This window comes from Paenibacillus litoralis, assembly GCF_046244365.1.
Classification (GTDB): Bacteria; Bacillota; Bacilli; order Paenibacillales; family NBRC-103111; genus Paenibacillus_V.
Genome location: NZ_CP176395.1, coordinates 3,816,812 through 3,841,542 on the forward strand (window position 1 = coordinate 3,816,812; position 24,731 = coordinate 3,841,542).

A 24,731-nucleotide genomic window follows, 5' to 3' on the forward strand; every position below is an offset into this window, starting at 1 on the left:
ATGAGAATCAGTTTGCGCAGACAAAAGAGAGTGAACCGCTCCATGCCCGTCGACTTCGCCTTGTTTCTGTTTCTCGGCTGTGCGGGCTGCTTCATGGCGGTGCCGATCCTTTATATGATCAGCACGGCGCTCAAGCCGCTCGACGAGATGTTCCTGTTCCCGCCGACATTCATCGTGCGGAATCCGACGATCGATAATTTTTACGATTTGACCCGCGTATTCGCGAATTCGTGGGTACCGTTTTCCCGGTACCTGTTCAATACGTTTTTCGTCACGTTTCTGGGCACGGCCGGGCATGTCATTCTGGCATCGGCTGCCGCGTATCCCCTTGCGAAGCATGATATCCCGGGTAAAAACGTGCTGTTTGCGATGATCATCTTCTCGCTCATGTTTGCTACCGAGGTTACGTCGGTGCCTAACTATATGACGATTACTTGGCTTGGACTGCTTAACTCGTACGGCTCGCTCATCCTGCCTGCATTCGGCGCGTCGCTCGGCCTGTTTCTGATGAAGCAGTTCATGGAGCAGATTCCCGACTCACTCGTCGAAGCGGCCAAAATCGACGGAGCCAGCGAGTACCGCATTTTCTGGCAAATCGTCATGCCGATCGTAAGACCCGCCTGGCTGACGCTCATCATCTTCTCCTTCAAGGGGCTGTGGAGCGGCGGAGGCGGCAACTCCACCTTCGTGTACAGCGAACAGTTGAAGACGATGGATGCCGTGTTCGGGCAGCTGCTTGGCGGCGGCTTCGTCATGTTCGGTCCGACGGCGGCTGCGGCGCTCATGATGATGGCGGTGCCGATTACGGTGTTTATCCTGACGCAAAGCAATGTAATCGAGACGATGTCCACATCGGGCTTGAAAGATTAAGCGGACTCCGCAAAAGATTCTTGCGAGTAGAACGGTTTTTCGGCGAAGTTGCAGGGTTTACTGAATGAAATAGAGGGGGGAGAACAGAATTGAGCGGCAAAAAGATTACGATCGTACTCCTCGCGTTGTTCATGCTTGCGCTTGGTGCGGTGTCGCCCGTTGCCGCCGCCGCGCCTGACAGCGGGTATAACTATTCGTTCTGGGGCGAACCGGAGCCCGCACCGTTCCCTTATACGGCGGGCAAGGTGATATACGGGCAGCAGCTGGGCATCGGCGAACTGAACGCGCCTCAGGATTTGGCGATCGGACCGGACGGCGGCATCTATATCGCCGATACGGAGAACAACCGGATCGTCGTCACGGACGAGAACGGCTCGCTGCGCCGCGTTATCGATTCTTTCGAAAACGGCGGCAAGAAGGAAACGTTCAACAAGCCATACGGCGTGTACGTCGACGGGAGCAGCCGACTTTACATCGCCGATACCTTTAACGGGCGCATCGTCCTTCTGAAGAGCGACGGCACCTTCATCCGCTCCTTCGGCGCGCCCAAATCAAGCATCATTCCGCAGGACTTCCAATACATCCCGCTTAAGCTGAGCGTGGATAAGGCGCAGCGGATGTACGTCGCGGCTAGAGGCGCGTTCGAGGGGATATTGGAATTCGACGGCGACGGCAATTTCCGGGGCTACGTCGGGACGAACAAAGTCCGATTCAGTCCGGCGGACCTGCTCTGGAAGCGCATCTCCACGCGGGAGCAAACCAAGCAAATGATGCTGTTCCTGCCTGTCGAGTTCAGCAATCTGGATTTGGACGAACGCGGTTTCATCTACGCGACTTCCTCCGAGGTGAACGCCTCCAAGCCGATCAAACGCGTGAATCCGGGCGGCGAGGACGTGCTGCGCAGAGAAGGGTATTTTCCGCCTATCGGCGATATATCGGCCATTCAGGTCGACGCAACCAAGCAAGGCGCAGAGCTGGAAAACCAAGGGGGCTCCGTCTTCATCGACGTGGTGTCCGATGTAAGCGGCATGTACAGCGGCCTGGATTCGCAGCGAAACCGCATCTTTACGTACAATCGCGACGGCGATCTGCTGTATCAATTCGGCGGTGCCGGGATGACGGACAATCAATTCAAGAAGCCCACGGCCATCGGCATGGCGGGCGAGAAGATGGCGGTGCTGGACAGCGGCTTGAACCGGCTGACGGTATTCGAGCCGACGCGATACGGCAAGCTCATCCGGGAAGCGGTCAAAGCCCAGGATGCGGGGAAAGAGTCGGAATCGGCCAAGGCATGGGAGGAAGTGCTCAAGCTGAACGCCAATTTCGACATCGCGTATATCGGACTCGGAAAGACGCTGATGAAACGCGACGACAATAAAACGGCGATGGCGCATTTCGAGAATGGCAGCAACCGCACCTATTACTCGGAAGCGTTCAAGCGGTATCGGAAAGAGGTCGTTTGGGACCATTTCGGAACGATCATGACGTCGCTTCTCGCCGTCATTGCGGTATTCGCTGCTATCCGTTTTTGGCTGAAGCGCCGTGCAGAGTCCCGTTTTTACGTCGATACCGTGGTCTGGAAGGCTCCCTTCCAAACGATTCTCCGTCCGTTTAACGGCTTCTGGGAGCTGAAATACGAGAATAAAGGCAAGGTCGGCATCGCGCTGCTGATCGTTCTCCTGCTGGTTGTCACGATGATTATGAAGCGACAATACTCGGGCTTCGTCGTCAATTTCAACAAGCTGAACGAGCTTAACAGCGTCGACGAGCTCAAGTTTATCGTGCTGCCGTTCCTGCTCTGGTGCGTATCGAATTGGTCGCTGACGACGCTGATGGACGGAGAAGGGAAGTTCCGCGACATCGTGATGGCCACCGGCTACGCGATGCTGCCGCTGATCCTTATTTTTATCCCGCAAATCGCGTTCAGCAATGTGATCACGCAGGAGGAGAGCGCGTTTTATTATTTGCTCGATTCCATTGCCTACCTATGGTTCATCTGGCTGCTGTTTGTCGGCATCATGACGGTTCATCAATATTCGATCGGCAAGACGATCGTTACGATGCTGCTTACGCTCGTGGTCATGGCGTTCGTGATTTTCCTCGGACTGCTGTGCTTCAGTTTACTGCAGCAAATGTACGTGTTCTTATATTCCGTATACCGGGAGCTTTCGATCCGATTCTAGAGGAACGACGGGGCGCCCTGCGAAGAAAGCTTCGAAGGCTGAACGTCACTTTGCGGGGTTACTTTTGATAGGGAGGGAGAGCATTGAGCGCAATGAAAAAAAGGATGTTGACAGCCGGCATTTGCTTGACCGTCCTGATCGGCTTCAGCGGTTCCGTCTTGATGGCCGATACGAAAGACAGCGGCGGCGGGCAGCCGGGCGGAGCGGGACAACCAAGCGCAGCCGGTCAAGGGAGCGGGCTGATTGCAGCGGCAACAAGCAGCCAAAGTAGTGTCAGCGGTGCGCCGCTGGCGGCGGCCGTACCGATCAAAGCGCCCGACCGCATGGAGCTGATGGCCGAGAATGGCGTGCTGCAGCTGTATATGAATAAGACGACAACGGAAATTGCGGTAGCGGATAAACGATCGGGGGCGATCTGGTACTCCAACCCGCAGGACCGCGACAAAGACAAAATAGCGGCGGCTATCAACAAATCGAATCTTTCCTCGCAGCTGATCGTGTCGTACTTCGACGAGAAGGGCCATGAAACGGTAATCGACAACTACCAGGAGAGCATCGCCCGCAAGCAGTTTGAAATCGTGAAGACGGATAAGGGCGTCAAGGTCGTCTATCAAATCGGCAATTTTCAGAAAGGGATCGAACTGATTCCGAGAACGATCAGCAAGAAGCGGATGGATGAGAACATTCTCGGCAAAATCAAGGATGAAACGGTTAAAAATATGATCACGACGCGCTTTTTCCTTAATGAGGAGAAGCAGGTATACGAACGGAAGGATATGGCCGACTACATCGTGAAAGACATTGTGGCGGTGCTGGAATCGATCGGATATACGGCGGAGGACGTCGCGCTCGATAACGAGCAGAACGGCGGAGGCGACAGCAAAAAGAACGTTTCGCCGCGGTTTACGATTCCGGTGGAGTACGTACTCGAGGGCGATAACTTTCGAGCGGGGATTCCAGGCGGACAGATCGGCGAAACGCCGGAGTTTCCGCTGCATACGGTGCAGCTGCTGCCTTTCTTCGCATCGGCCGGCACCGACAAGAACGGCTACATGTTCGTTCCCGACGGCTCCGGGGCGCTTATTCATCTGAACAATCAGAAAAAATCGTCCCCGTCCTATGAGGTGCCGCTGTACGGCAAAGACGAAACGCCGCTGCAAAAAAGAGAGCCGCAGCAGTCGCAAAAATCCCGGCTTCCCGTATTCGGCATGAAGCAGGACGATCAAGCGGTCGTTGCGATCATCGAGAAGGGGGACGCGCTGGCGACGGTAAAAGCGGACACGAGCGGCAAGCTGAACGCCTACAACAGCGTCAGCGGTATGTTCGAGCTTCGGACGATGGAGATGTTCCGGTACCGCGCAGGACGCGTGTCCAAGGAAACCCCGCAGTTTTCCCCTCTGTACCAGGGGGATGTGGCGCTGCGGTACGCGTTCCTGTCCGGCAGCTCCGCAGGATACGTGGGGATGGCGAAGACTTACCGGAACTATCTCGTACAAACCAACCGGATGCGGAAGCTGGAGGCGGGAGCGGATACGCCGTTCATGCTTCAATTGGCCGGATCGATTCCGACCCGCCAAACGTTTCTCGGTATCCCTTACCAATCGGTCGATTCGCTTACCTCGTTCGAGCAAGCGACCAAGCTGCTCGGGGAATTGAAGCAGAAAGGCTTGTCGCGTATGCGCGTTCAGTATACGGGCTGGTTCAACGGAGGGATTACACACCGCTATCCGGACGACATTGCCGTAGACGGCGCGCTGGGGGGCGAAAGCGGGTTTAAATCGTTCATCCGTTATGCGGAAAGCAATCGGATCGAGCTGTTTCCCGACGTTTCGTTCCTGAGGGTATACGAGGACGGGCACGGTTTCAAGCCGTCGCGGGACGCTGCGCGCTTCATGGAACGGACTTCGGCGAAGCGCTATGATGTCAATCCCGTCACATTAAGGCTTGGCGATTTCGCTTACTACGTATTGTCGCCCGGCAAGCTGCCCGGCCTCGTCGACAGTTTCCTCGCGGACTACGGCAAATTCAAGCTCAAGGGTCTCTCTCTGCGCGACCTCGGCGAAGACGTCAACTCCGATGTGAAGGCGAAGGCGGTCATCGATCGCCAGAAATCCGCCGGCTTGAATGCGGAGTCGGTGAAGAAGGTGGCGGATACGGTGGGAAGCGCAATGGTTAGCGGCGGCAACGCTTATGCGATCCCGTTCGCGCAAACGATCGTGAACGCGCCCCTGTCGAGCAGCCGGTTCAGCATCGCCGACGAGGAAGTGCCGTTCTTTCAAATCGTGCTGCACGGTTACGCGGATTATGCCGGCGTTCCGGCGAATCTCGACACGAATCAGGATACCCGGGAGCAGCTGCTCAAGACGCTTGAAACGGGCGCGTCCGTTTATTACGAGTGGTTTTATGAGCAGCCTTCGGCGGTAAAGGAGACCAAGTTCAACGGCTTATATTCCTCCTACTACGAGGATTGGATGGACGAAGCGCTTCAGGTCTATATGGAAACGAATAAGGTGCTGAAGGATGTGCAAGGTCAAACGATCGAGGGGCATGAGAAGCTCGCGGACAACGTATTCCGGACGACTTACGAGAAGGGCAAGACGATTACGGTCAATTATAACGATCAAGCGGTCACGGTGAACGGGGTCCGGATCGAAGCGCAGGGCTATGTAGTGGGAGGCGAAGCGAAATGAGATTGCTTAAACGGAAACAGCTCTCCCTGGAGCAAAAAAAATCGGCGCTCGGCGTTCTGTTCGTCACGCCCTGGCTGCTAGGTTTCGTCTTCCTTTTTGCGATTCCGCTTGTCCAGTCGCTGCAGTACAGCCTGAGCAACCTCAAGGTAGAAATGGGCGGCTTTCAGAAGGAGTTCGTCGGCTTCCAGTACTACCAGGAGCTGCTGTTCTCGCACCCGACGTTCAACCGGACGCTGATCGATTCCGTCAGCCATATGGTCGTCAACGTGCCTTCCATCATCATATTCAGCTTATTCGCGGCAACGATTCTGAATCAAAAGTTTACCGGACGCGTGTTCGCAAGAGCGGTTTTCTTCCTGCCGGTCGTACTCGCTTCGACCGTGCTCTCGCTCGAAACGAGCACGGAGATGAGCAATGCCGCCGCCTCGCTGACCGGGGGGGCGGAGGAAGGCAACTTTCTGAGAAGCTTCGAGCTGGAGCGGATGCTGCTGGAGTCCGGAATGGGCGGCGTTTTCGTCGATTACATTACCGGCTCGGTCAACCGGATCTATGAGATCATCAGCTCTTCCGGCGTGCAGATTCTTATTTTCCTCGCTGGGCTGCAGTCCATTTCGCCGTCCATTTACGAAGCGGCTAGAATTGAGGGGACGACGGGTTACGAAGCGTTCTGGAAAATTACGTTTCCGATGCTCAGCCCGCTGATTTTGACGAATGTCGTTTACACCGTCATCGACTCGTTTAACAACAACAAGCTGAACCAGCTGATCATGGATACGGCGTTCAAGTCGCTGAACTTCAGCTCCAGCGCGGCGATGGCGTGGATGTATTTTGCGGTGACTTCGATCATCCTGAGTTTATCCGTCTGGCTCATATCCCGCAAAGTATTTTACTATGACTAAGCCGATTTGATAGCTTACCATCCCAATACAAGGAGTGAACGCAATGAAGCAGGTCATCAGGCTAAACGCCCCGCTATGGAAGCGGGTGTCGCGAATCCATTGGCTGGATCGGCTGCTGCATGCATGCTGGGTGCTCGTCAGAGCGGTGCTCGTAAGCGGGTTATGCTTCGTCATTCTGTATCCGCTGTTCTTCAAGCTGTCCGTGGCGTTCAAGCAAAAAACGGACGTTTACGACCCAACCGTCTTATGGATTCCGAAACATTTTACGGTGGAAACGTTTCGCATCGCCGCCGCCTCGCTAAATTATGCGGATACGTTCCTGAATTCGCTGCTTATCTCTTCCACATCGACGATACTGCAGGTGATTTCATGCTCGCTGGCGGCATTCGGATTCGCGAGGCTGAAGTTTAAGGGCAGCGGGGTGTTGTTCGCGCTAGTGATCTTTACGATCGTCGTGCCGGCCCAAACGATTATGATTCCGTCTTACTTGAACTACCGGTATTTCGACTTGTTCGGCTTCTTCAGCTTGTTTCACGGAGAAGGGCTTAATCTGCTCGACAGCTACTGGCCGTTCCTGCTGCAATCTTCTACGGGCATGGGGATCAAGAGCGGGCTGTTCATTTTCATCTTCCGCCAGTTTTTCCGCGGCATTCCGAAGGAGCTGGAGGAGGCGTCTTACATGGACGGCGCCGGCGTCTTTCAGACGTTTTACCGGATCATGCTGCCGAACTCGATTCCGGCAATCATTACGGTGCTGCTGTTCTCCTTCGTGTGGCAGTGGAACGACAATTATTACGTATCGCTGTTCCTCACCCGCGTCAAGGTGCTGTCCACCCAGCTCCCGACCATGTGGGCGTCGCTGCAGATCGACGATCCGCTATATGCGTACATGGCCAAAAACGCTGGAGAGCTGCTCTTCATCGCGCCGATCGTAATCCTGTACGTGATCGTACAGCGTTACTTCGTCGAGAGCGTCGAGCGGACGGGAATCGTAGGATAAGGCTATAGTTTACGAAGCTGCTTGCACCGAGTTAGGTGCAGGCGGCTTTTTCGTTAATCGGGAGGGAGGTGCAGGAGGAAGTTCGAAATGGAGAGCGAACCTATTAAGTTAGAACGCAATCCTAAGCGGAACGATAGAGCATGGCGCTGCTAGTAACGAGAAAAGAGACGGTTTGAAGGAAGACTATCGGAGCGCTGCGTAATAATGACGTTGAACTCATAATATGAGCGTTTCAAGCTTGGACAAGAAGGGGAGTACAACCGGGATGAATGGCCATCCAACGCTAATCATAGGAATCGCCGGAGGAGCGGGAAGCGGCAAAACGACGCTAAGTCTCGCGCTCGAACGAAGCTTACGTGCATACGATGTTCATACGATCCATACGGACCGCTTTTTTAGGAGAGAAAAGCCTACCGCCATTCTGCCTGGCAGCGGCAATCGGTATGACGATTTCAATCATCCGGATGCCGTCGATGTCGGTGCGATAACGGACGAGCTGGACCGAATGTTAACCCGGAGGTCGTTCGATGCCGTCATCGTGGAAGGTTTCTTGCTGTTTCATTTTGCTAGCCTGCGGGAGAAGCTGGCTCTCAAAATTTTTGTCGACTGTCCGCAGGATGTGAGAACGCAAAGAAGAATCGATAGCTTTATGAAATGGGGCATTCAAACGGAAGATTTGGAGGCGTACGCCGCATTCGTGAACGAAAGGCATGACCGGTTCGTAGAGCCGACGCGCTGGGAGGCCGATATCGTCGTAAACGGTTTGGTTCAAAAACCGGCAGCGGAGCGGATCCTCGCAAGTTGGATCGAAACGAAGCTTAACGGGCTGACAAGCTGCACGAATACCGTGGAAAGCAAGCCCTCGTCGTTCTACTGACTGCTTCTGTCAGCAAAGATCGAGTATGCTGAACATACCGTGTAAACAAGGAGGATTCGTTATGGTTGGATCGATCTTTAAGAAAGCGCTGCTCGAAGAAACGGGCAGAAGCTGGGAGCAATGGATTGCGGTTATGGAGCAGAGGGTGGATCATACGTGGACGCACGAGCAAGCCGTTCGGTTTTTGACCGAAGAATGCGGCATGCAGCCCGAGTGGAGCGAGCTTGCAGCTTCCATGTTTGAACAGAAGCTGGGGCGAAAGCCCGTAGGGCATAGTGCCGATGCAGGGTTTCAAATCGGCGTAAGAAGAACGTTTCCCATCTCGCTCGAACAGGCATGGCATGTGCTGATTTCCGAAGACGGCGTATCCAAATGGTTTGGGGAACTGCCGTCGTACTCGCTGCAAGCCGGACAAAGCATTCGTTCCAAGGATGGGGTAGCGGGCGAAGTTCGGGTGTTCAAACCGTATAGTCATCTGCGAATGTCCTGGCAGAGAGAAGAGTGGGACGGCTCGTCCACGCTTCAAATTCGCGTTTTGCCCGCAAGCGGAGGCAAGACGACGATCAGCTTCCATCAGGAAAAGCTGGACGATTTGTATATGAGAGAATTGATGAGGCGCCACTGGGAACATGTCCTGGATCTGCTGTCGCCATCCTGCAAGGTTTCATTATAACGATACTTCCCGTTACCTCGCATAGGAAGGTGCTGTCATAATAAAGACATGCAGCGATTTTCGAAGGGGGTTAACCGCAACATGTTCAATCCAAAATCCGATATCGACGTTACCGCAGCCGCGGCGCTTTTGGAGCATTATTGGGGATGCAGCGTAACGGATGTAACGTTCCTGACGGGAGGCAACCTGAGCAGCGTTTTTTCCTTCAATCATTCGGGGAGCGGATATGTGATCCGGTTCAGCGGCTTGGAGGATGCGTTTCAGACGGAGCGCTATATCGCGGATTTGCTTTCTGCACAGGGCGTGCCTTATCCGAGGGTAATCGGACAAGGGACGGCCGGAAGCTGCGTGTATGCCATCTCCGAGCGCGTGGAAGGCATCGTCGTGGCGGACCTTCCGGAAGACGGCAAGAGCGCTCTACTACCCGACCTTGTCAGGGTAATCGCCAAAATGAATCAAGTAAAGCTTGATTCTTCGTCAAGCGGCTACGGTTGGATCGATCCCGACGGCAACGGAAGGTACCCGGCGTGGGAGCGATTTCTCGTTTCCTTCTTTCAGGAAGATCAGACGGGGACTTTTTGGGAAGGGTGGCACGATCTCTTTCACACAAGCTTCCTGGAAAAAGATGTGTTCGAGGAGTGCTATGCGCGGCTAATGTCTTACGCCCCGTACAATGCTCCGCACCGGTATTTCGTCCATGGAGACTGCCACGCTTGGAACATCCTCTCGGATGGGCGCGGCATTACCGGCATTATTGACGGCAACTGCGTATACGGGGATTTTCTGATCGATGTCTCGATCGCGGAAGGGGTAATACCGGGTAGAAATGTCATTCTGGCTTTCCGCGATCATTATGAGCGGCTAGGCATTCCGATCCCGGATTTTAAGGAACGAATGCTGGGCGCCCGCTATTTTAAAGGGTTGGACGGCCTTCGCTTCTATGCCAAAATGGGTTGGAAGCCCGCCTACAAGAAGCTGAAAAGCGATCTGCTTGCGTTAGTTTGAATGAAGGCTTTGCGAAGGTTTATTATAAGGCGAACCCCTTCCGCACCGGCTGGCGACGGAAAGGGGTTATTTGCCTTCCGCAGGTTTGATGCTCTGATTGATTTCCACGATCATGTCCTGCAGCCCGCGGTTGTTGTAGCCCTTCACGGTTTCCTGCCACATGGCGACAGGGTCATCCTTGCTGATAGTAATTTTGATCAAATCGTCAAGCGGGTTAATCGATGCGCTCAGCTTGTCCTTGAGAGGGCTCGGTAAGGAAACGATCGGGTAGTTGATTGGAACCGCACGCGCGTTATTCAGCTGCCAACGCATTTCTTCCAGGCTTTTCTGAATGTTGGCTTCGCCCAGGTTGAGCTTGTTAACGTCATTCAACTCGAAATACCGTTCCTGTCCCCATGCGGCAAGCGAACGAAACACTTCAAGGGAAGGGTATTTCTTCAGAATGCTGCCCGATTGCCCGGTTTTTTCGTCCGTCGGCCGAATCATGACGATTTTGTCTTCTTCTTCTTCCTTGTAATCTTGTCCCTCGATACCGTACTGCATCAACTTCTTCCCCTCCGGCGACAGCAGATAGTCGTACAGCCGCATGATGCGGTCCATTTTGCGGTCGTCCAGCTTGGCGTTGAAGTAGGTTTCCGTCCAGTAGGTGGGCGCTACATAGTAGTAGCGAGCGCCGTCGTCGGCGGGCCACATATGCAAGATTTTTACGCTGTCAAAAAAGTTTTTACCCGGGTTGTACCGGTTCCACAAATGCTCGAGCTCGCTTAAATGAGCGGGAGTTGCGCGGAAAGCGAAGGCGCCGGCTTTGTTCTGCGCAAACTTCTCGTTGGCGTCGCCTTCTTTCATGACGGTAAAGTCCTTGTCCAATCCTCCGCTTGTATACAGCTTGCGGAATTGCGATACGACATCGTTCATTTTGGTCGAAGCGTAATACGGAACCCAGCGTTCCTCTTCATGTACCCATTGCGATGCGGCAAACTGCGGGAATGTCGGGCTGAAGGCCCACGACAAATAGTTCATGCTGTTGGCCGTCAGTCCGACGGTGTCGTTCTCGCCGTTGCCGTCCGGATCTTTCTCTGCAAACGCTTGCATCATGGCGGAAAACTGGTCGAAATTTTTGGGATCCCGGAGCCCCAGTTGATTCATCCAATCTTTGCGGATCAGGACAACGCGCTCAAGCATCCACAAATCGTTCGTCGGATAGGCGATTCGAGGGAGCATATAAAGTTTTTTGTCGCGGGCAAGCGCCCTCACATCTGGAATTTGCGCAATCTGGTACACGTTCGGATATTTACTCAAATCGTCCGGCAGCGGTCTGATCAGCTGCTGCTTGATCCAGTCCGAGTATATGCCCGGCGTGTCGCTTGCAATCGAGTGCGCGAAAACATCGGGGAAGCTGTCGGATGCCGCCCAAACCTGAAACTTCTGTACATAGTCGGAGTAGCTGACCTGAACGGGCTTAAGCGTTACATTGAAATCCCGTTCGATTTTTTGCAGGACGGCATCGTTCTTCTCGAAGGCTTTGCCGATTTCCCAGAATGAAATGGAGATATCGAGGTGCTCGCTCATGGAATCGGCGTTCGGAAGAACGGCCGTTTTGGCTTTGTTGTCGTCTTTGCAGCCGGCCATGGCGGCAATCATGGAGACGCCGGCGATCACGCCGGCGATCGTTCGAAATCGCAGCAATTGCGAACCTCCTAAGATGATTTCTTTTCAAGAACGGATGCTTCCCTCTAGGGTTTCCGGCTGACACGGCGCGGAACTGCGTCCAGGTGCGGAAAGAACGGGATCTTCGTTCTAAGACTCTTCGTCCATGCGGCGCAAAAGCTCGCGGACTTTGCTTTCGTCGAACTGGCCTTCTTCTTTGAAGGCGCGAAGCATATCCTGCAGCTTGCGGCCGGTATTTTCGTATTGATTGTATTCCTCGGCGTATGAAGGATCGAACCAGACGTACGAATCGTTGTCGGAGCTGTTCCGCAAATAGGGCTTGGACCATTGGTCCGGATACTTGTAACCCTGATCGCCGAACATAACGGCCAGCACATCATCGGTTTCAAGCGGCATGAGGTGGTAATAGGTTTCTTTGTGGCCCCCATCCGCGACGACGATATGAATGTAATGGTAAAGGAGATAATGCTCCCCGGTCGTTCGATCTTTGACGATTTCATAAGACTCCAGATCGTTCTGTTCCAGCGGTTTGACCGTTTCCAGTCTTTCGGCCAGCGTTTCGTGGGAAACGCGCTGCTGCCCGGTTAACGAATCGTTCATTCTTGCTTCCTCCTGCGCGGGTTATTGACCCGTATCATGTAGGATTATTATAACACACTCGGCGCAGTCTGCGACGATCTGCTCACAAGGAAGAAAGAGTGGCGTCCCATTCGCATATAGATCATTGACAAAGCCAGGAGAGGGTGAACGGGCATGATCGATTGGGCCAAAGGAAGGGTCGTCCATTGCAGATGGTTGGAGCATAGGCCGGTTCAGGAGCTTCGCGTCGCGCTGGAAGGCGGTACGGGGGAAGTTTCTCTCGCTTATCATTATACGGACGTGCTGCCCCCCGTGACGGTCGGCGACCGCGTCATGATAAATCGTACGGCGGTTAAGCTGAAGCTGGGGACGGGCGGTATCGATTTCGTTTGCGCCGTGCTGGAGCAAAACCCGATGGGGAAGGAAACTGCCGTAGGAGCGGACGGGTTGCCGAGCAAGAAGGGAGATGGAGGGCCGGACAAAAGAGCCATTCCCGAAAGGAACGCCGCAGAAAACATCGGTCCTGTACAGGAGGACCCTGAAGATAGTGAAAAAGGGGATTTGACGGGTAACGGCGGGATCGGTCAGCAACAAGCAGCGTCCGGTTTCGCCAAAGCGGTTTCCGGTAAAAAGGGGGAGGGAGAGCAGAAGGGCGGAAGGATGATGAAGCTTCGCTACACGCCGGTGCAGCGTGCGGTCTACGCCGTAGAAGAGGAAGGCGGCCTTCATCACGGACTGTTTCGCGGCAAGCTGAAGCTCGAAGGGATGCCCGTGCTGATCGGAGGCCTGCATAGTATGCTGCCGGTCGCGCTTAGCTGGCTGCGTTATCGAGGCGAACAGGCGGGAGGCGGCTCGGCGCCTTCCGTCGCTTATGTTATGACGGACGGGGGCGCGCTTCCGCTGGCCGTCAGCCATCACGCGGCCGTTCTCCGCGGGCTGGGCTGGCTGTGCGGCACCGTAACGGCAGGCCATGCGTATGGCGGCGATCTGGAAGCCATGAACAAATACAGCGCGCTGCTTGCGGCGAAGCATGTCCTTCGTGCCGATATCGCGATCGCCTGCATGGGCCCCGGCAGCGCCGGCACGGGAACGCGTTTGGGCCATACGGCGGTCGAGGTGGCGGAGCTTGTCCATGCCGTGAACGCCCTTGGAGGCATCCCGATCGTCATGCCGCGGCTCAGCTTCGCGGATGCGCGCGAACGGCATTACGGCTTGAGCCATCATATCGTGTCGGCGCTTGGCGACATCGCTTTGTCAGGCGCGATACTGCCGCTTCCCGGCGCGCTCGAGCCGGCGCGGCGCATCGTCGTGCAGCGTCAGCTCGAGCGCAGCGGCTGCGATAAGCGGCATCAATGCCTATGGATTGACGGCGTAATCGCGGCGGATGCGCAGCGTGCCATCCAGCGGTATCCGCAAGCGATTACGACAATGGGAAGGGGATTACGCGACGATCCCTCGTATTTTCTGGGCGTATGCGCGGCTGCTGAGCATGCGTTTCGGCAACTGGCCGGATTTGACGCCGTTCCAGCAGCTCCGTCAGCGGAGCGTGGCGGTCCTTCGCCTGGCTGACCAGCACGCGCAGCAAATGACGGACCTCCCATGCTTTGCCGATTAGTCTCATCTGATTCGGGGTAAATGTGCTTTTCATCGTTCGTCCTCATTTCGTATTCGTCCGGAGCGAAGCATCAGTCTGATAGGGACCGCACCCGCTCCGGAATCGAATAATGGGTTTGTTTGTTACAAACCTTATGCGATTGGAGGACAAGTTATGCATCACAACTTCGATATTTGGTATAATGGGCTTGTTTGCACAGCGGTTTCGATAATCGTGCAAGAAAAGCCATACCGCAGCCGGTAAGCGATCACCGCATAGAATAGGGCATGGCAACGGAGGGGGACAATGGAAATGAGCGAACAGAAACAGCATAAGATATTTGAAGAAGTGACGATAAGCAGCGAACCGATTTTTCAAGGCAAGGTTATTTCTTTACAGGTGGATCGGGTCAAGCTGCCGAACGGAGAGACGGCGACGCGGGAAATCGTCAAGCACCCGGGCGCTGTGGGCGTGCTGGCTCTTATCGACGATAAAATGATCGTAGTCGAGCAGTACCGCAAACCGCTGGAAAAAAGTCAGGTGGAAATACCCGCCGGCAAGCTGGATCCGGGCGAAGACCCGCAGCATGCGGCACTTCGGGAGCTGGAGGAGGAAACGGGCTACCGCTGCGAATCGCTTAAGCACGTATGCTCGTTCTATACGTCGCCCGGCTTTGCCGACGAAATTCTTCACCTGTACGTTGCCGAACGGCTGACGAAGGGCGTTGCGAACCCCGACGAAGACGAGTTTCTGGAGTGCGAGGCGATTACGCTGGACCAGGCGCAGCGGTATATTGCGGAGAAGCGCATCAGCGACGCCAAAACGATTACGGCGGTATACGCATGGCAGTTGTACCGGCTGACCGGGAAAATCGGCCACTCATGAGCGGCTCGCTGCGTTCCTTCTACGCCGATCTCCACATCCATATCGGCAGAACGGCCAAGGGAGCTCCGGTCAAAATAAGTGCCGCAAACAACCTAACCTTCGCAAACATCGCCAAGGAAGCGTCCGACCGGAAAGGGATCGACATCGTCGGCATCATCGACTGCCAGTCTCCTGCGGTACAAGAGGAGATCGACGCTCTACTCTCCAGCGGCGAGATGTCGGAGGCGGAAGGCGGGGGCATCCGCTACAAGGAGACGATCGTGCTGCTCGGCAGCGAAATCGAAGTGCGCGATCCCGGCATGGGCCCGGCTCATCTGCTCGCTTATATGCCGACGCTGGACGCCATGCGGAGTTTTACCGCTTGGATGAGCGGGCGTATGAAGAACGTGACGCTCAGCTCCCAGCGCATCTACGTCCTAGCCCGCGAGCTGCAGCGCGAGGTGGCGGACCGCAGCGGCATCATGGTGCCAGCTCATATTTTCACCCCGCACAAAAGCGTATACGGTAGCTGCTCGCCGCAAATGGCGGATCTGCTCGATTTGGCTCAGATTGCCGCCGTCGAGCTCGGCTTGAGCGCCGACACGGAAATGGCCGGCTACTTGTCCGAGCTTGACCGGTTTACGCTGCTGACGAATTCCGACGCGCATTCACTCGGCAAAATCGGCCGCGAATATAACGAGCTCACGCTTAAGGAGCCGACATACGCCGAGGTAGTCAAAGCGCTGGCAGGCGAAGGAGGAAGAGGCGTCGCAGCAAACTATGGCTTGAATCCGCGACTGGGCAAATATCACCGGACGTATTGCGGGCTTTGCGAGTCCATTATTGACGAGCGGGAAGCGACCGTCGACCGGTGTACGTATTGCGGCAGCACCAAGCTGGTGCGCGGCGTGCTCGACAGGATAACGGCGATTGCGGATCGCGAGACGCCTCACGTAGCGGTAACGCGCCCTCCGTACCGGTACCAGGTGCCGCTCGAATTCATGCCCGGTCTCGGTCCCAAGCTGCTGAACCGGCTGCTGGAGGCTTTCGGAACGGAGATGAACGTGCTTCACCGTGTGAAAGAACCCGATCTGGCGGCAGTAGCCGGAGACCGAATCGCCGAAATGATCGTCCGCGCGCGCGAAGGAACGCTTGAACTGGCTGTCGGAGGCGGCGGACGATACGGGAAAGTAACGCATTCCTAGCAAAACCCCGCTGTATTCTCTCAGACAAGCAGTCATAAGCCGTTCGCTTTTTTCATATGGTTAATAGAGGACTTCGACCGATGGGAAAGGGGAACGCCGCATGACGAGTTTGAGCCGAACGATGCACAACTATTCGAAGGAGCATTTGTCGCTGTATGTTTTTATCGCCGTTATCCTGATGACGGGCGTCATATTCGGCGCCGTTATGGTAAATGCGCTGACGCTGGAGCAAAAGCAGGAAATCGGCCGTCATCTGGGCAGTTTTTTTCAATCGGTGGATCAGGGGCTTGGGGACGGGAACCGCGAAACGTTTTTCTCGGGCCTGCTTATGCACTGGAAATGGGTGCTGCTCATTTGGATTTTCGGACTGTCGGTCATCGGGCTGCCGCTCATTTTGGTGCTCGACTTTCTTAAGGGCGTCTTGATCGGTTTCACGGTCGGTTACATGATCGGGCAATATTCCTGGAAAGGGATGCTGTTCGCATTAGCCGGCGTGGTTCCGCAAAATATGATCGTGCTGCCCGTGATGGTTATCTGCAGCGTAACGGCAATGTCCTTCTCGCTCGATATGATCAAACAGCGGTTCTGGCAAAGAAAAGGTACGGTTTATCCGCCGTTTATGCGTTACTCTTTGACGACTGCGGCCATGGCTATGCTGCTCATCGTCGCTTCGATTTATGAAGCGTTCTTGTCTCCTGCGGTCATGAAATGGGTTTCTCCTATGCTTACGGTTGCTCAAGGCGGATAGGCTTGCCGTAAAAGGTTTGACTTTAATTGCGAACACCCCCTATAATGAAAGCAAGTTTGCACGTCAACGGAATGGCCGTTTGAGGGGGAAGAGCATGGAATCCGGCATGGAAGCCAAGATTGATAAAATCAAACAGCAGCTGCAGTCGCAGGGCTATAAATTGACCCCTCAGCGGGAAGCGACGGTTCGCGTCCTTCTGGAAAACGAGGAAGACCACCTTAGTGCGGAAGACGTTTTCATGTTAGTGAAGGAGAAGGCTCCCGAGATCGGTCTCGCGACCGTATATCGTACGCTTGAACTGCTGAGTGATCTGCATGTGCTTGAGAAAATGAATTTCGGCGACGGCGTTGCCAGATATGATTTGAGAAACGACAGTTCTCACCATCACCATCATCATTTGATATGCGTCCAATGCGGCGCGGTCGACGAGATTATGGAAGATTGGCTGGGACCTTTGGAAGAACGGCTGGAGCAGGATTACAATTTCAAGGTGCTGGACCACCGCCTGGACTTCCAAGGCATCTGTCACCGCTGCAACGACAAAGCCAAGACCGAAACGGATCAGTAAAAACCAGCAACACCCTCCCCAAGCGGAACGAAGGTTCCCGCGGGGAGGGTGTTTTTCGTTTGTCGGGAGGCGCAATCGAATCAAGAGCAGCTGTTCCGTGAAAGGTTGGCGCCGAGAATCGTTTCCGCATTACGAGGCTTCATCATAATTGCAGGAGTCCGGCACCTTGGGCGCTGGAGCTATAACCCGAAAGACGACGGGCGTTCTGCTTCAGCTTGGACTTCAGCTGGGACGGCGTGATACCGGGATACAGGTTCAATAAAAGCGCCGCCGCGCCGCTTACGTGCGGTGTTGCCATTGACGTTCCGCTTAGAAGCGAATATTTGGAGCCCGGTATCGTGGAGCAGATTCCGACTCCCGGAGCGGCGATCGTGATGCCCTTTCCACGGCTGCTGAAGGAGGCGATTTGATTGTCGCGCGTCGTTGCCGCAACGGCGATCGTTTCGGAATATTTAGCCGGATAATCGAGCTGGTCTGCCATAATGCCGTTGTTCCCGCCGGAAGCAACAAGCACGATCCCCTTCCTATAAGCCCGTTGGATCGATTCCAGAAGCGTAGCGCTGCCCTCCGGCATGCCGAAGCTCATATTGATGATGTGCATCCGCTTGCGGATACACCAGTCGATCCCTTCAATAATATCGGATACGAAGCCCGCGCCCGAAGCGTCGAACGCTTTGACCGCATACAGCCGAACGCTTGACGCGGCACCGATCACGCCGAATGTATTGTTCAAACCGGCGAGCGTTCCGGCGACGTGTGTACCGTGGCCGTTGTCGTCGCGGGCCGACCGGCTGCTGTTAATAGCGTTATAAGAGCCCGAGATGTTCAGATCCGGGTGGGAACTGACCCCCGTATCGATGACGCCTACCTTCACGTTTCTTCCGTAACTGGCCCGGTCCCAGTAGCGGGGAGCCCGGATGCGGCTGATGCCCCAAGGAATCGTTTGGTTCCGGTTGACGGAAGCGCATGCGGCGTTGGATGAACCCGCCCTGTCATCCGGCAGAACATGTACCGCGAGCTTGCGGTCCAACTCGATCCTTTTGACGAGGGCGTGGTTGCTAAGCGCCTGAAGATTGGTCGACGGATTTACGTGGCACAGCACGGCTCTATGGGACTTTATTTTTTTGTCCGGCGTAAGCCCGGCGGATTTCATCGCACGTAAAAATGCGGTGTAGCAGGCGTTGTTCTTTAGGACGATCAGTCTGCGTACGCGCGTTCGACTGGAATTCGAAGCGATATGGACTTTCTGATCGTCGGATACGATCGATTTAAGCAAGGCGGCAAGCTGGTTCAAAGTCATCCCTCCCGCAAACTATCAGTTCTTTATATGTTCAAAATATGATAGAGAAGAGTTGCCCGTGAGCGGGACAGGACAATGATGCAAAAAATGGCCTTAGCCGCGAGTAAGGGAGAGAGGTTGAGGATAAATTAAGCAAATGCAATCACCATGCGAAAAGGCGGAATGAATAGATGGCAACCTGTACCGTAGGCGTTCCGAAGGAAATCAAAAACAATGAATACCGGGTGGCCTTAACTCCCTCCGGGGCCCATATGCTGCTTCAAGCGGGACATCGCGTGCTGGTAGAACAGGGGGCGGGCTCCGGAAGCGGGTTTTCGGACGAAGATTATGCCGGCGCAGGCGCAATCATCGTTTCGGAAGCTTCCGAAGTATGGGCGCGGGCGGACATGATCATGAAGGTCAAAGAGCCGCTTCCGGAGGAATTCGGATACTTAAGGGAAAACCTGACGTTGTTTACGTATTTGCATTTGGCTGCGGCAGGGCCGCTCACCGATCAACTGATCGACAAAAAAGTGACCGGCATCGCCTACGAGACGATACAGCTTCCTAACGGCAGCCTTCCCCTGCTAACGCCGATGAGCGAAGTCGCAGGCCGCATGTCGGTACAGGTCGGCGCGCATTTCCTGGAGCGTTTTTACGGCGGCCGGGGAGTGCTGCTTGGCGGCGTGCCCGGGGTGCCGCCGGGCGATGTCGTTATCATGGGCGGCGGGATCGTCGGCACGAATGCGGCCAAAATGGCGCTTGGGCTCGGCGCCAGCGTCGTGATTATCGAACGCAGCGCGGAACGGATGCGGTATTTGGACGATGTGTTCGGAGGCCGGCTGCGCACGCTCATGTCGACTCCCTAAAATATCGCGAGCGCGGTGAGAAAGGCCGATTTGCTTATCGGCGCCGTGCTGATTCCGGGCGCCCGCGCGCCGAAGCTGGTGACGGAGGACATGGTTATGCAGATGAAGCCGGGCTCCGTGATCGTCGACGTTGCGGTGGACCAAGGGGGATCGATCGAAACGATCGATAGGGTGACGACGCACAGCGATCCGACCTATGAGAAGCACGGCGTTCTTCATTATGCGGTTGCCAATATGCCGGGTGCGGTGCCGCGTACGTCGACGCTGGCGCTTACGAACGTGACGATGCCGTATGCTCTCGAATTGGCCAATAAGGGAACGGAGCAAGCGATTAGAGAGAGCGCGGCGCTGCAGCTTGGCGTGAATACGTATCGCGGTCACGTTACCCATGAAGCGGTAGCGGGCTCCGTGGGCAAAGACTACACGCGATTGGACGGTCTGTTTACGCTCATAGCGGCAAAATAGCGGCCGTCCGAACGGTTTGTCCGAATCCGTCATAACCCGGCTGGACAAATCATACGCTAGCGGTAAGAGGATTCCCGCCTTCGCGACAGTCGTCTCTTTCGCGTGCGAAGGCATCGGGCAAAGGAGGCGCCGCAGATGATTTTCTCGCTTCGCAAAGGGCTGCAGCTGCTGAAGTATATATTTGTGTTCGTAGTGCTTACCTTTTTTCTGTATCACATCATGACGACGGTGAGCAGCTGGATCGAGCCGACCCATAAGTACAAGCAGCCGGCAGGCCGCTCGGTTAAGGTGTTCGGAAACGAAGGCATCGACGACGCTCACATCCCGATGAAGGATCGGCTCATGCTGTTCTACTGGTACGGCGAGTAAGACAAGGAACCGGGGCTGTGCGGGAGAGATAGCCGCATGTCTGCGGTTCTTTTCATTGAAACGTTGTTTGATACGCGCTCTTTCAGCCTTTTTCATAGGCATCCGATGCAGCTTGTTGCAAAAAGTTTCACATCCTATGTGAGTTTTTTGCGGCTAGGAGAAGGAAATCGTTCCGCCGGTGTGGAATCATTGATTAGAACCGTGAATCGCACTGGGCGATCCGCGGATAGAGAGCAAGGTTATTTTTTTTCATGGTGGAGGAAACAATGAAAGACCTGATGCAATCGTATTTAACGTTTTTATCCGAGGAGCGAGGGCTCTCGGCGAATACGCTGAACGCTTACGAACGGGACATTTCGCAATATATCGATTTTCTGCAGGAGAGCGGCATAGGGGCTCCGCGCGAAACGTCGAAGACTCACGTTATGCAATATTTGCAGAAGCTCAAAAAGCTGGGGAGGGCAGCCGCTTCGGTATCGCGAAGTCTGGTGTCGATCCGCTCGTTTCATCGCTTTCTGCTGCGCGAACGCATCTCGGAAACGGATCCGACGGCGAATTTGGAATCCCCCAAGCTGGACAAGCGTCCTCCCAGCGTGCTGACGGTTGCGGAGGTGGAGCAGCTGCTGGAAGCGCCCGATTTAAATACTCCTCACGGGATTCGCGACAAAGCGATGCTTGAGGTGCTGTACGCGACAGGAATCCGCGTTTCGGAGCTCGTTTCGCTGGACATCGACAGCGCGAACACGGCGATGGGCTTCATGCGCTGTATCGGCAAAGGCTCGAAGGAGCGGATCATCCCGCTCGGCCGCATCGCCGCACGGTGGCTGGAGCCGTATATGCAAGGGATCCGAACGAAGCTTCTCCGCAATAGGGAGGACGAGCAGGCGCTGTTTATCAACCATCTGGGTACGCGTCTGTCCAGACAGGGCTTCTGGAAGATCATCAAAAAATATGCGCGCGATATCCGCATCATGAAGGAAATTACGCCGCATACGCTGCGCCATTCATTCGCCGCTCATTTGCTTGAGAACGGAGCGGATTTGCGGGCCGTACAGGAAATGTTGGGACATGCCGACATTTCGACCACGCAAATCTATACGCAAGTGTCGAAGTCCAAAATGAAAGACGTATACGATCGCGCCCATCCGAGGGCGCATTTGTGAAGCAGCAGCTTTGCCGCCAAGCAAGATCATTAGGATCGAGAGGGTAGAACAGGAGGAACGGCTATGCGCTTTGAAAAAATTTGCTTGATCGTGCTGGACAGCGTGGGAATCGGAGAGCTGCCGGACGCGCCGGCTTTCGGAGATGCGGGTTCTCATACGCTCGGTCATATCGCGGAACGGATATCCGGGTTTGCGCTTCCGCATCTGCAAAGGCTTGGACTTGGAAATATCGCCGCATTACAGGGCATTGACGCCGCAAAGCGGCCGGAAGCGGCCTACGGCAAAATGGCCGAAGTATCCGTCGGCAAAGATACGATGACCGGTCACTGGGAGCTGATGGGACTTAAGGTCACGATTCCGTTTCAAACGTATCCCGAGGGGTTTCCGGATGAATTGATACGTCTCTTCGAGGAAGAGACCGGCAGGAAAACGATTGGGAACAAGCCCGCTTCCGGCACGGAAATTCTGGATGAGCTAGGCGAGGAGCAAATGCGGACGGGGGCTTGGATCGTCTACACTTCCGCGGACAGCGTCTTTCAGCTTGCCGCCCATGAAGAGATCATCCCGCTCGAGGAACTGTACCGCGCGTGCGAAATCGCGCGCAGGCTTACGCTGGACCCGAAATTTGCGGTCGGCCGCGTCATCGCGCGGCCCTACACCGGTCGGCCCGGCGCATTCGTTCGTACGCCGAACCGGCACGACTATGCGGTTAAACCGCCTGCGCCGACGGTCATGAACGCATTGAAGGACGGCGGATACGATTGCATTGCGATCGGGAAGATCAACGATATTTTTTCAGGCGAAGGCATAACCGAAGCGCTGTCGACCAAAAGCAATGACGACGGCATCAGTAAAACGATCGCAACGCTGCAAAAGCCGTTCCGCGGACTTGCGTTCACGAATCTCGTCGATTTCGATTCGCTGTACGGCCACAGACGCGATCCCGGCGGGTATGCAAATGCTTTAATGGAGTTCGATCGACGCTTGCCGGAAATTATGGATCAGCTCGGCTCGGCCGATCTGCTCGTCCTGACGGCCGATCATGGCAATGATCCCGTTCATGCGGGAACCGATCATACGCGCGAATACGTCCCGGTCTTGGCGTGGAGCCCTTCATTCGCGGAAGCGGGCGGGGCTGCTGCGGATATGTCGATCGGGGTGCGCAGCACCTTCGCCGATCTTGGCGCGACCATTGCCGATAATTTCGGCGTGAAGGCGCCGGTTAACGGAGTGAGCTTCTTAGGCATACTGCCGAACGGGGAAGCTGCAAGGGGGAACGCAGAATGAGCGTCATGAAGCAAACCGGAACGGAACAGGCGAAGGAAGCCGAACGCGTCCAAGCGGCTGCCGGCTATCTGGAAGCTAAGCTGCGAAAGCCGGAGGTTGGGCTTATTCTCGGATCAGGACTAGGGGTTCTGGCCGAGTTAATCGAGAATGCGACGGTTATTCCTTATGAAGATATCCCATATTTTCCGGTATCGACCGTAGAAGGGCATGCCGGCGAGCTCGTTGCGGGTACCGTACAAGGCAAAAGCGTCCTGATGATGAAAGGCCGCTTTCATCTGTATGAAGGCTACGATGGCAGCGCCGTCTCGTTCCCGGTTCGCGTGATGAAGGCGCTCGGCGTGCGGACGCTCATCGTGACGAATGCCGCCGGGGGCGTCAACACCGGCTTTCAGGTCGGGGAATTAATGTTGATTGCCGATCATATCAACTTGATGAACCGAAGTCCGCTTATCGGACCGAACGATCCGGCTTTCGGCGTCCGGTTTCCCGATATGTCGGAAGCCTATGCCCGACGGCTTCGGACGATAGCCCGCGATGTGGCTGCCGGACAAGGGATTCGGCTTCAGGAAGGCGTATATACGGGCCTGCTCGGACCCACCTATGAGACGCCGGCCGAAATTCGTATGGTCCGCACGTTAGGCGGAGACGCCGTCGGCATGTCTACCGTGCCCGAGGTTATCGCAGCTCGGCATGCCGGTATCGAGGTGCTCGGCATTTCATGTATCACGAATATGGCGGCGGGCATTTTGCAACAGAAGCTTTCGCATGAGGAAGTGATCGAAACGACGGAGCGCGTGAAGCAGACGTTTCTCGATTTGGTACTCGGCATTATTGCGAAGCTATAGGACGACGGTGTGAAAGAGGATAGGAGGTAGTTAAGGATGTCTACGGAAGAAGTAACGTATTTGGAGCAAATCCGCGAGGCGGCTTCTTACATAAAAAGCAGATTGGGGGGGACACGCCCCCAAGTAGGACTGATTCTCGGTTCGGGGCTAGGCGATTTGGCGGAGCAAGTAACGGATGCCGTTACGATTTCGTATTCCGAGGTGCCCCATTTCCCGGTATCCACGGTAGAGGGTCATGCGGGTCAATTCGTAGCCGGAATGCTGGAGGGCAAACCCGTCATCGTTATGCAGGGCCGGTTCCATTATTACGAGGGCTATCCGATGCGTAAGGTCGTGTTCCCGGTTTATGTCATGAAAGAGCTTGGGGTGGAGAGTCTCGTCATTACGAATGCGGCCGGCGGAATGAACCGCTCCTTTCAGGCAGGTGATCTGATGCTGATCGCGGATCATATCAACATGACGGGCGACAATCCGCTTATCGGACGCAACCATGCGGAGCTCGGCGTCCGGTTTCCGGATATGTCGGAAGCATACAGCCAATCGTTCCGGGAGCTGGCGCACCGTCTTGCGGGGGAGCTTCAGCAAGGAGATGCTTGGAAGCTTCAGGAGGGCGTGTACTGCGGAATAAGCGGTCCGGCCTATATGACGCCGTCGGAGCTTACGATGCTGGCCCGGCTTAGCGGCGACGCCGTCGGCATGTCGACGGTCGGCGAAGTCATCGCAGCCCGCCACTGCGGGCTGAAAGTACTCGGCATTTCCTGCATTACCGATATGGCGATCGGGGAAGAGCTCGAGCCGTTAACGCATGAACAGGTCGTAGCGGTCGCTAACCGGACGAAGCCGAAGTTTATTGCGCTGGTTAAGGCGTTCGTGAGAGAGGTCGAAGCAGGAGCGTCGAAAGAGTAAAGAGAGTCGGTTAATACGTGGATTTTAAGCGAGGGGCTGTCTCATTAGCCATGAAAATGGCGAGGAGAGACAGCTTTTTTTATGAGCTTTTGACTAGCAAACCTCAACAAGCAGACCCCAACAGG

Annotated in this window: 21 protein-coding genes and 1 pseudogene; 19 read left to right on the forward strand and 3 right to left on the reverse strand. The window is 55.3% G+C overall.

The annotated features are described in order from the left end of the window. From ACKGJP_RS15415 to ACKGJP_RS15450, 8 genes are all read left to right on the forward strand, one after another. The gene (locus ACKGJP_RS15415) at positions 1-870 is read left to right on the forward strand and encodes a carbohydrate ABC transporter permease (protein ID WP_409346504.1); all 870 of its coding nucleotides are present in this window, start codon (positions 1-3) and stop codon (positions 868-870) included. 89 nt (positions 871-959) lie between these two features. After that, complete coding sequence (locus ACKGJP_RS15420) at positions 960-3,053, forward strand: YIP1 family protein (protein ID WP_409346505.1); 2,094 nt, start codon at positions 960-962, stop codon at positions 3,051-3,053. Positions 3,054-3,145: 92 nt separating this feature from the next. After that, the gene (locus ACKGJP_RS15425) at positions 3,146-5,743 is read left to right on the forward strand and encodes a DUF5696 domain-containing protein (RefSeq protein ID WP_409347172.1); all 2,598 of its coding nucleotides are present in this window, start codon (positions 3,146-3,148) and stop codon (positions 5,741-5,743) included. Continuing rightward, positions 5,740-6,642 (forward strand): carbohydrate ABC transporter permease, encoded by a 903-nt coding sequence (locus ACKGJP_RS15430; RefSeq protein WP_409346506.1) that lies wholly within the window; start codon positions 5,740-5,742, stop codon positions 6,640-6,642. The genes ACKGJP_RS15425 and ACKGJP_RS15430 overlap by 4 nt, the downstream gene beginning before the upstream one ends. Before the next feature lie 43 nt (positions 6,643-6,685). Continuing rightward, positions 6,686-7,642, forward strand: coding sequence for a carbohydrate ABC transporter permease (locus tag ACKGJP_RS15435; RefSeq protein WP_409346507.1), 957 nt, complete (start codon positions 6,686-6,688; stop codon positions 7,640-7,642). Positions 7,643-7,907: 265 nt separating this feature from the next. After that, entirely contained in the window at positions 7,908-8,519 is a 612-nt protein-coding gene (locus tag ACKGJP_RS15440; protein ID WP_409346508.1) for a uridine kinase, read from the forward strand. A gap of 61 nt (positions 8,520-8,580) precedes the next feature. Continuing rightward, positions 8,581-9,192 carry an SRPBCC family protein gene (locus ACKGJP_RS15445; RefSeq protein ID WP_409346509.1) on the forward strand — a complete coding sequence of 204 codons (612 nt, stop codon included), beginning with the start codon at positions 8,581-8,583 and terminating at the stop codon, positions 9,190-9,192. A gap of 81 nt (positions 9,193-9,273) precedes the next feature. Next, on the forward strand, positions 9,274-10,197 hold the full coding sequence (locus tag ACKGJP_RS15450; RefSeq protein WP_409346510.1) for a phosphotransferase family protein: 924 nt from the start codon (positions 9,274-9,276) through the stop codon (positions 10,195-10,197). Positions 10,198-10,263: 66 nt separating this feature from the next. On the opposite strand, the gene ACKGJP_RS15455 is transcribed toward ACKGJP_RS15450, so the two are convergent. Together ACKGJP_RS15455 and ACKGJP_RS15460 are read right to left on the reverse strand one after the other, a co-directional pair. Then, positions 10,264-11,883 (reverse strand): extracellular solute-binding protein, encoded by a 1,620-nt coding sequence (locus ACKGJP_RS15455; RefSeq protein WP_409346511.1) that lies wholly within the window; start codon positions 11,881-11,883, stop codon positions 10,264-10,266. 111 nt (positions 11,884-11,994) lie between these two features. Continuing rightward, complete coding sequence (locus ACKGJP_RS15460) at positions 11,995-12,465, reverse strand: hypothetical protein (RefSeq protein ID WP_409346512.1); 471 nt, start codon at positions 12,463-12,465, stop codon at positions 11,995-11,997. Positions 12,466-12,618: 153 nt separating this feature from the next. Here ACKGJP_RS15460 and ACKGJP_RS15465 point away from each other — a divergent pair, with 153 nt between their 5' ends. The 5 genes from ACKGJP_RS15465 to ACKGJP_RS15485 all read left to right on the forward strand — a co-directional run bounded on the left by ACKGJP_RS15465 (position 12,619) and on the right by ACKGJP_RS15485 (position 17,423). Then, positions 12,619-14,013 (forward strand): DUF3866 family protein, encoded by a 1,395-nt coding sequence (locus ACKGJP_RS15465; protein WP_409346513.1) that lies wholly within the window; start codon positions 12,619-12,621, stop codon positions 14,011-14,013. Positions 14,014-14,344: 331 nt separating this feature from the next. Next, on the forward strand, positions 14,345-14,923 hold the full coding sequence (locus tag ACKGJP_RS15470; RefSeq protein ID WP_409346514.1) for an NUDIX hydrolase: 579 nt from the start codon (positions 14,345-14,347) through the stop codon (positions 14,921-14,923). Further along, positions 14,881-16,107, forward strand: coding sequence for an endonuclease Q family protein (locus ACKGJP_RS15475; protein ID WP_409346515.1), 1,227 nt, complete (start codon positions 14,881-14,883; stop codon positions 16,105-16,107). The genes ACKGJP_RS15470 and ACKGJP_RS15475 overlap by 43 nt, the downstream gene beginning before the upstream one ends. A gap of 100 nt (positions 16,108-16,207) precedes the next feature. Continuing rightward, a complete protein-coding gene (gene spoIIM / locus ACKGJP_RS15480) occupies positions 16,208-16,855 on the forward strand; it encodes a stage II sporulation protein M (protein ID WP_409346516.1) in 648 nt (215 codons plus the stop codon). 106 nt (positions 16,856-16,961) lie between these two features. Further along, a complete protein-coding gene (locus ACKGJP_RS15485) occupies positions 16,962-17,423 on the forward strand; it encodes a Fur family transcriptional regulator (protein ID WP_409347173.1) in 462 nt (153 codons plus the stop codon). 142 nt (positions 17,424-17,565) lie between these two features. On the opposite strand, the gene ACKGJP_RS15490 is transcribed toward ACKGJP_RS15485, so the two are convergent. Next, positions 17,566-18,717, reverse strand: a complete 1,152-nt coding sequence (locus ACKGJP_RS15490; RefSeq protein ID WP_409346517.1) for a S8 family peptidase — start codon at positions 18,715-18,717, stop codon at positions 17,566-17,568. Positions 18,718-18,893: 176 nt separating this feature from the next. Here ACKGJP_RS15490 and ald point away from each other — a divergent pair. The 6 genes and pseudogenes from ald (at position 18,894) to ACKGJP_RS15520 (ending at position 24,606) form a co-directional block, all read left to right on the forward strand. After that, positions 18,894-20,036, forward strand: a pseudogene (gene ald / locus ACKGJP_RS15495) (alanine dehydrogenase). Positions 20,037-20,171: 135 nt separating this feature from the next. Then, positions 20,172-20,405 (forward strand): DUF4227 family protein, encoded by a 234-nt coding sequence (locus tag ACKGJP_RS15500; RefSeq protein ID WP_409346518.1) that lies wholly within the window; start codon positions 20,172-20,174, stop codon positions 20,403-20,405. 266 nt (positions 20,406-20,671) lie between these two features. After that, positions 20,672-21,568: a site-specific tyrosine recombinase XerD gene (gene xerD / locus ACKGJP_RS15505; RefSeq protein ID WP_409346519.1), complete on the forward strand. Its 897-nt coding sequence runs from the start codon at positions 20,672-20,674 to the stop codon at positions 21,566-21,568. 63 nt (positions 21,569-21,631) lie between these two features. Next, on the forward strand, positions 21,632-22,855 hold the full coding sequence (deoB, locus tag ACKGJP_RS15510) for a phosphopentomutase (protein WP_409346520.1): 1,224 nt from the start codon (positions 21,632-21,634) through the stop codon (positions 22,853-22,855). Further along, positions 22,852-23,700, forward strand: a complete 849-nt coding sequence (locus ACKGJP_RS15515; protein ID WP_409346521.1) for a purine-nucleoside phosphorylase — start codon at positions 22,852-22,854, stop codon at positions 23,698-23,700. The genes deoB and ACKGJP_RS15515 overlap by 4 nt, the downstream gene beginning before the upstream one ends. A 36-nt stretch (positions 23,701-23,736) precedes the next feature. Beyond that, positions 23,737-24,606, forward strand: coding sequence for a purine-nucleoside phosphorylase (locus ACKGJP_RS15520; RefSeq protein ID WP_409346522.1), 870 nt, complete (start codon positions 23,737-23,739; stop codon positions 24,604-24,606). The last annotated feature ends 125 nt before the right edge of the window (positions 24,607-24,731 follow it).

Bases quoted from the DNA above. Each gene is read 5' to 3' on its own strand.
- deoB (WP_409346520.1), top strand. From the start codon at position 21,632: ATGCGCTTTGAAAAAATTTGCTTGATCGTGCTGGACAGCGTGGGAATC.
- ACKGJP_RS15435 (WP_409346507.1), top strand. From the start codon at position 6,686: ATGAAGCAGGTCATCAGGCTAAACGCCCCGCTATGGAAGCGGGTGTCG.
- ACKGJP_RS15475 (WP_409346515.1), top strand. From the start codon at position 14,881: ATGGCAGTTGTACCGGCTGACCGGGAAAATCGGCCACTCATGAGCGGC.
- spoIIM (WP_409346516.1), top strand. From the start codon at position 16,208: ATGACGAGTTTGAGCCGAACGATGCACAACTATTCGAAGGAGCATTTG.
- ACKGJP_RS15465 (WP_409346513.1), top strand. From the start codon at position 12,619: ATGATCGATTGGGCCAAAGGAAGGGTCGTCCATTGCAGATGGTTGGAG.
- ACKGJP_RS15425 (WP_409347172.1), top strand. From the start codon at position 3,146: ATGAAAAAAAGGATGTTGACAGCCGGCATTTGCTTGACCGTCCTGATC.
- ACKGJP_RS15440 (WP_409346508.1), top strand. From the start codon at position 7,908: ATGAATGGCCATCCAACGCTAATCATAGGAATCGCCGGAGGAGCGGGA.
- xerD (WP_409346519.1), top strand. From the start codon at position 20,672: ATGAAAGACCTGATGCAATCGTATTTAACGTTTTTATCCGAGGAGCGA.
- ACKGJP_RS15485 (WP_409347173.1), top strand. From the start codon at position 16,962: ATGGAAGCCAAGATTGATAAAATCAAACAGCAGCTGCAGTCGCAGGGC.
- ACKGJP_RS15515 (WP_409346521.1), top strand. From the start codon at position 22,852: ATGAGCGTCATGAAGCAAACCGGAACGGAACAGGCGAAGGAAGCCGAA.
- ACKGJP_RS15520 (WP_409346522.1), top strand. From the start codon at position 23,737: ATGTCTACGGAAGAAGTAACGTATTTGGAGCAAATCCGCGAGGCGGCT.
- ACKGJP_RS15460 (WP_409346512.1), bottom strand. From the start codon at position 12,465: ATGAACGATTCGTTAACCGGGCAGCAGCGCGTTTCCCACGAAACGCTG.
- ACKGJP_RS15415 (WP_409346504.1), top strand. From the start codon at position 1: ATGAGAATCAGTTTGCGCAGACAAAAGAGAGTGAACCGCTCCATGCCC.
- ACKGJP_RS15445 (WP_409346509.1), top strand. From the start codon at position 8,581: ATGGTTGGATCGATCTTTAAGAAAGCGCTGCTCGAAGAAACGGGCAGA.
- ACKGJP_RS15450 (WP_409346510.1), top strand. From the start codon at position 9,274: ATGTTCAATCCAAAATCCGATATCGACGTTACCGCAGCCGCGGCGCTT.
- ACKGJP_RS15470 (WP_409346514.1), top strand. From the start codon at position 14,345: ATGGAAATGAGCGAACAGAAACAGCATAAGATATTTGAAGAAGTGACG.
- ACKGJP_RS15500 (WP_409346518.1), top strand. From the start codon at position 20,172: ATGATTTTCTCGCTTCGCAAAGGGCTGCAGCTGCTGAAGTATATATTT.
- ACKGJP_RS15430 (WP_409346506.1), top strand. From the start codon at position 5,740: ATGAGATTGCTTAAACGGAAACAGCTCTCCCTGGAGCAAAAAAAATCG.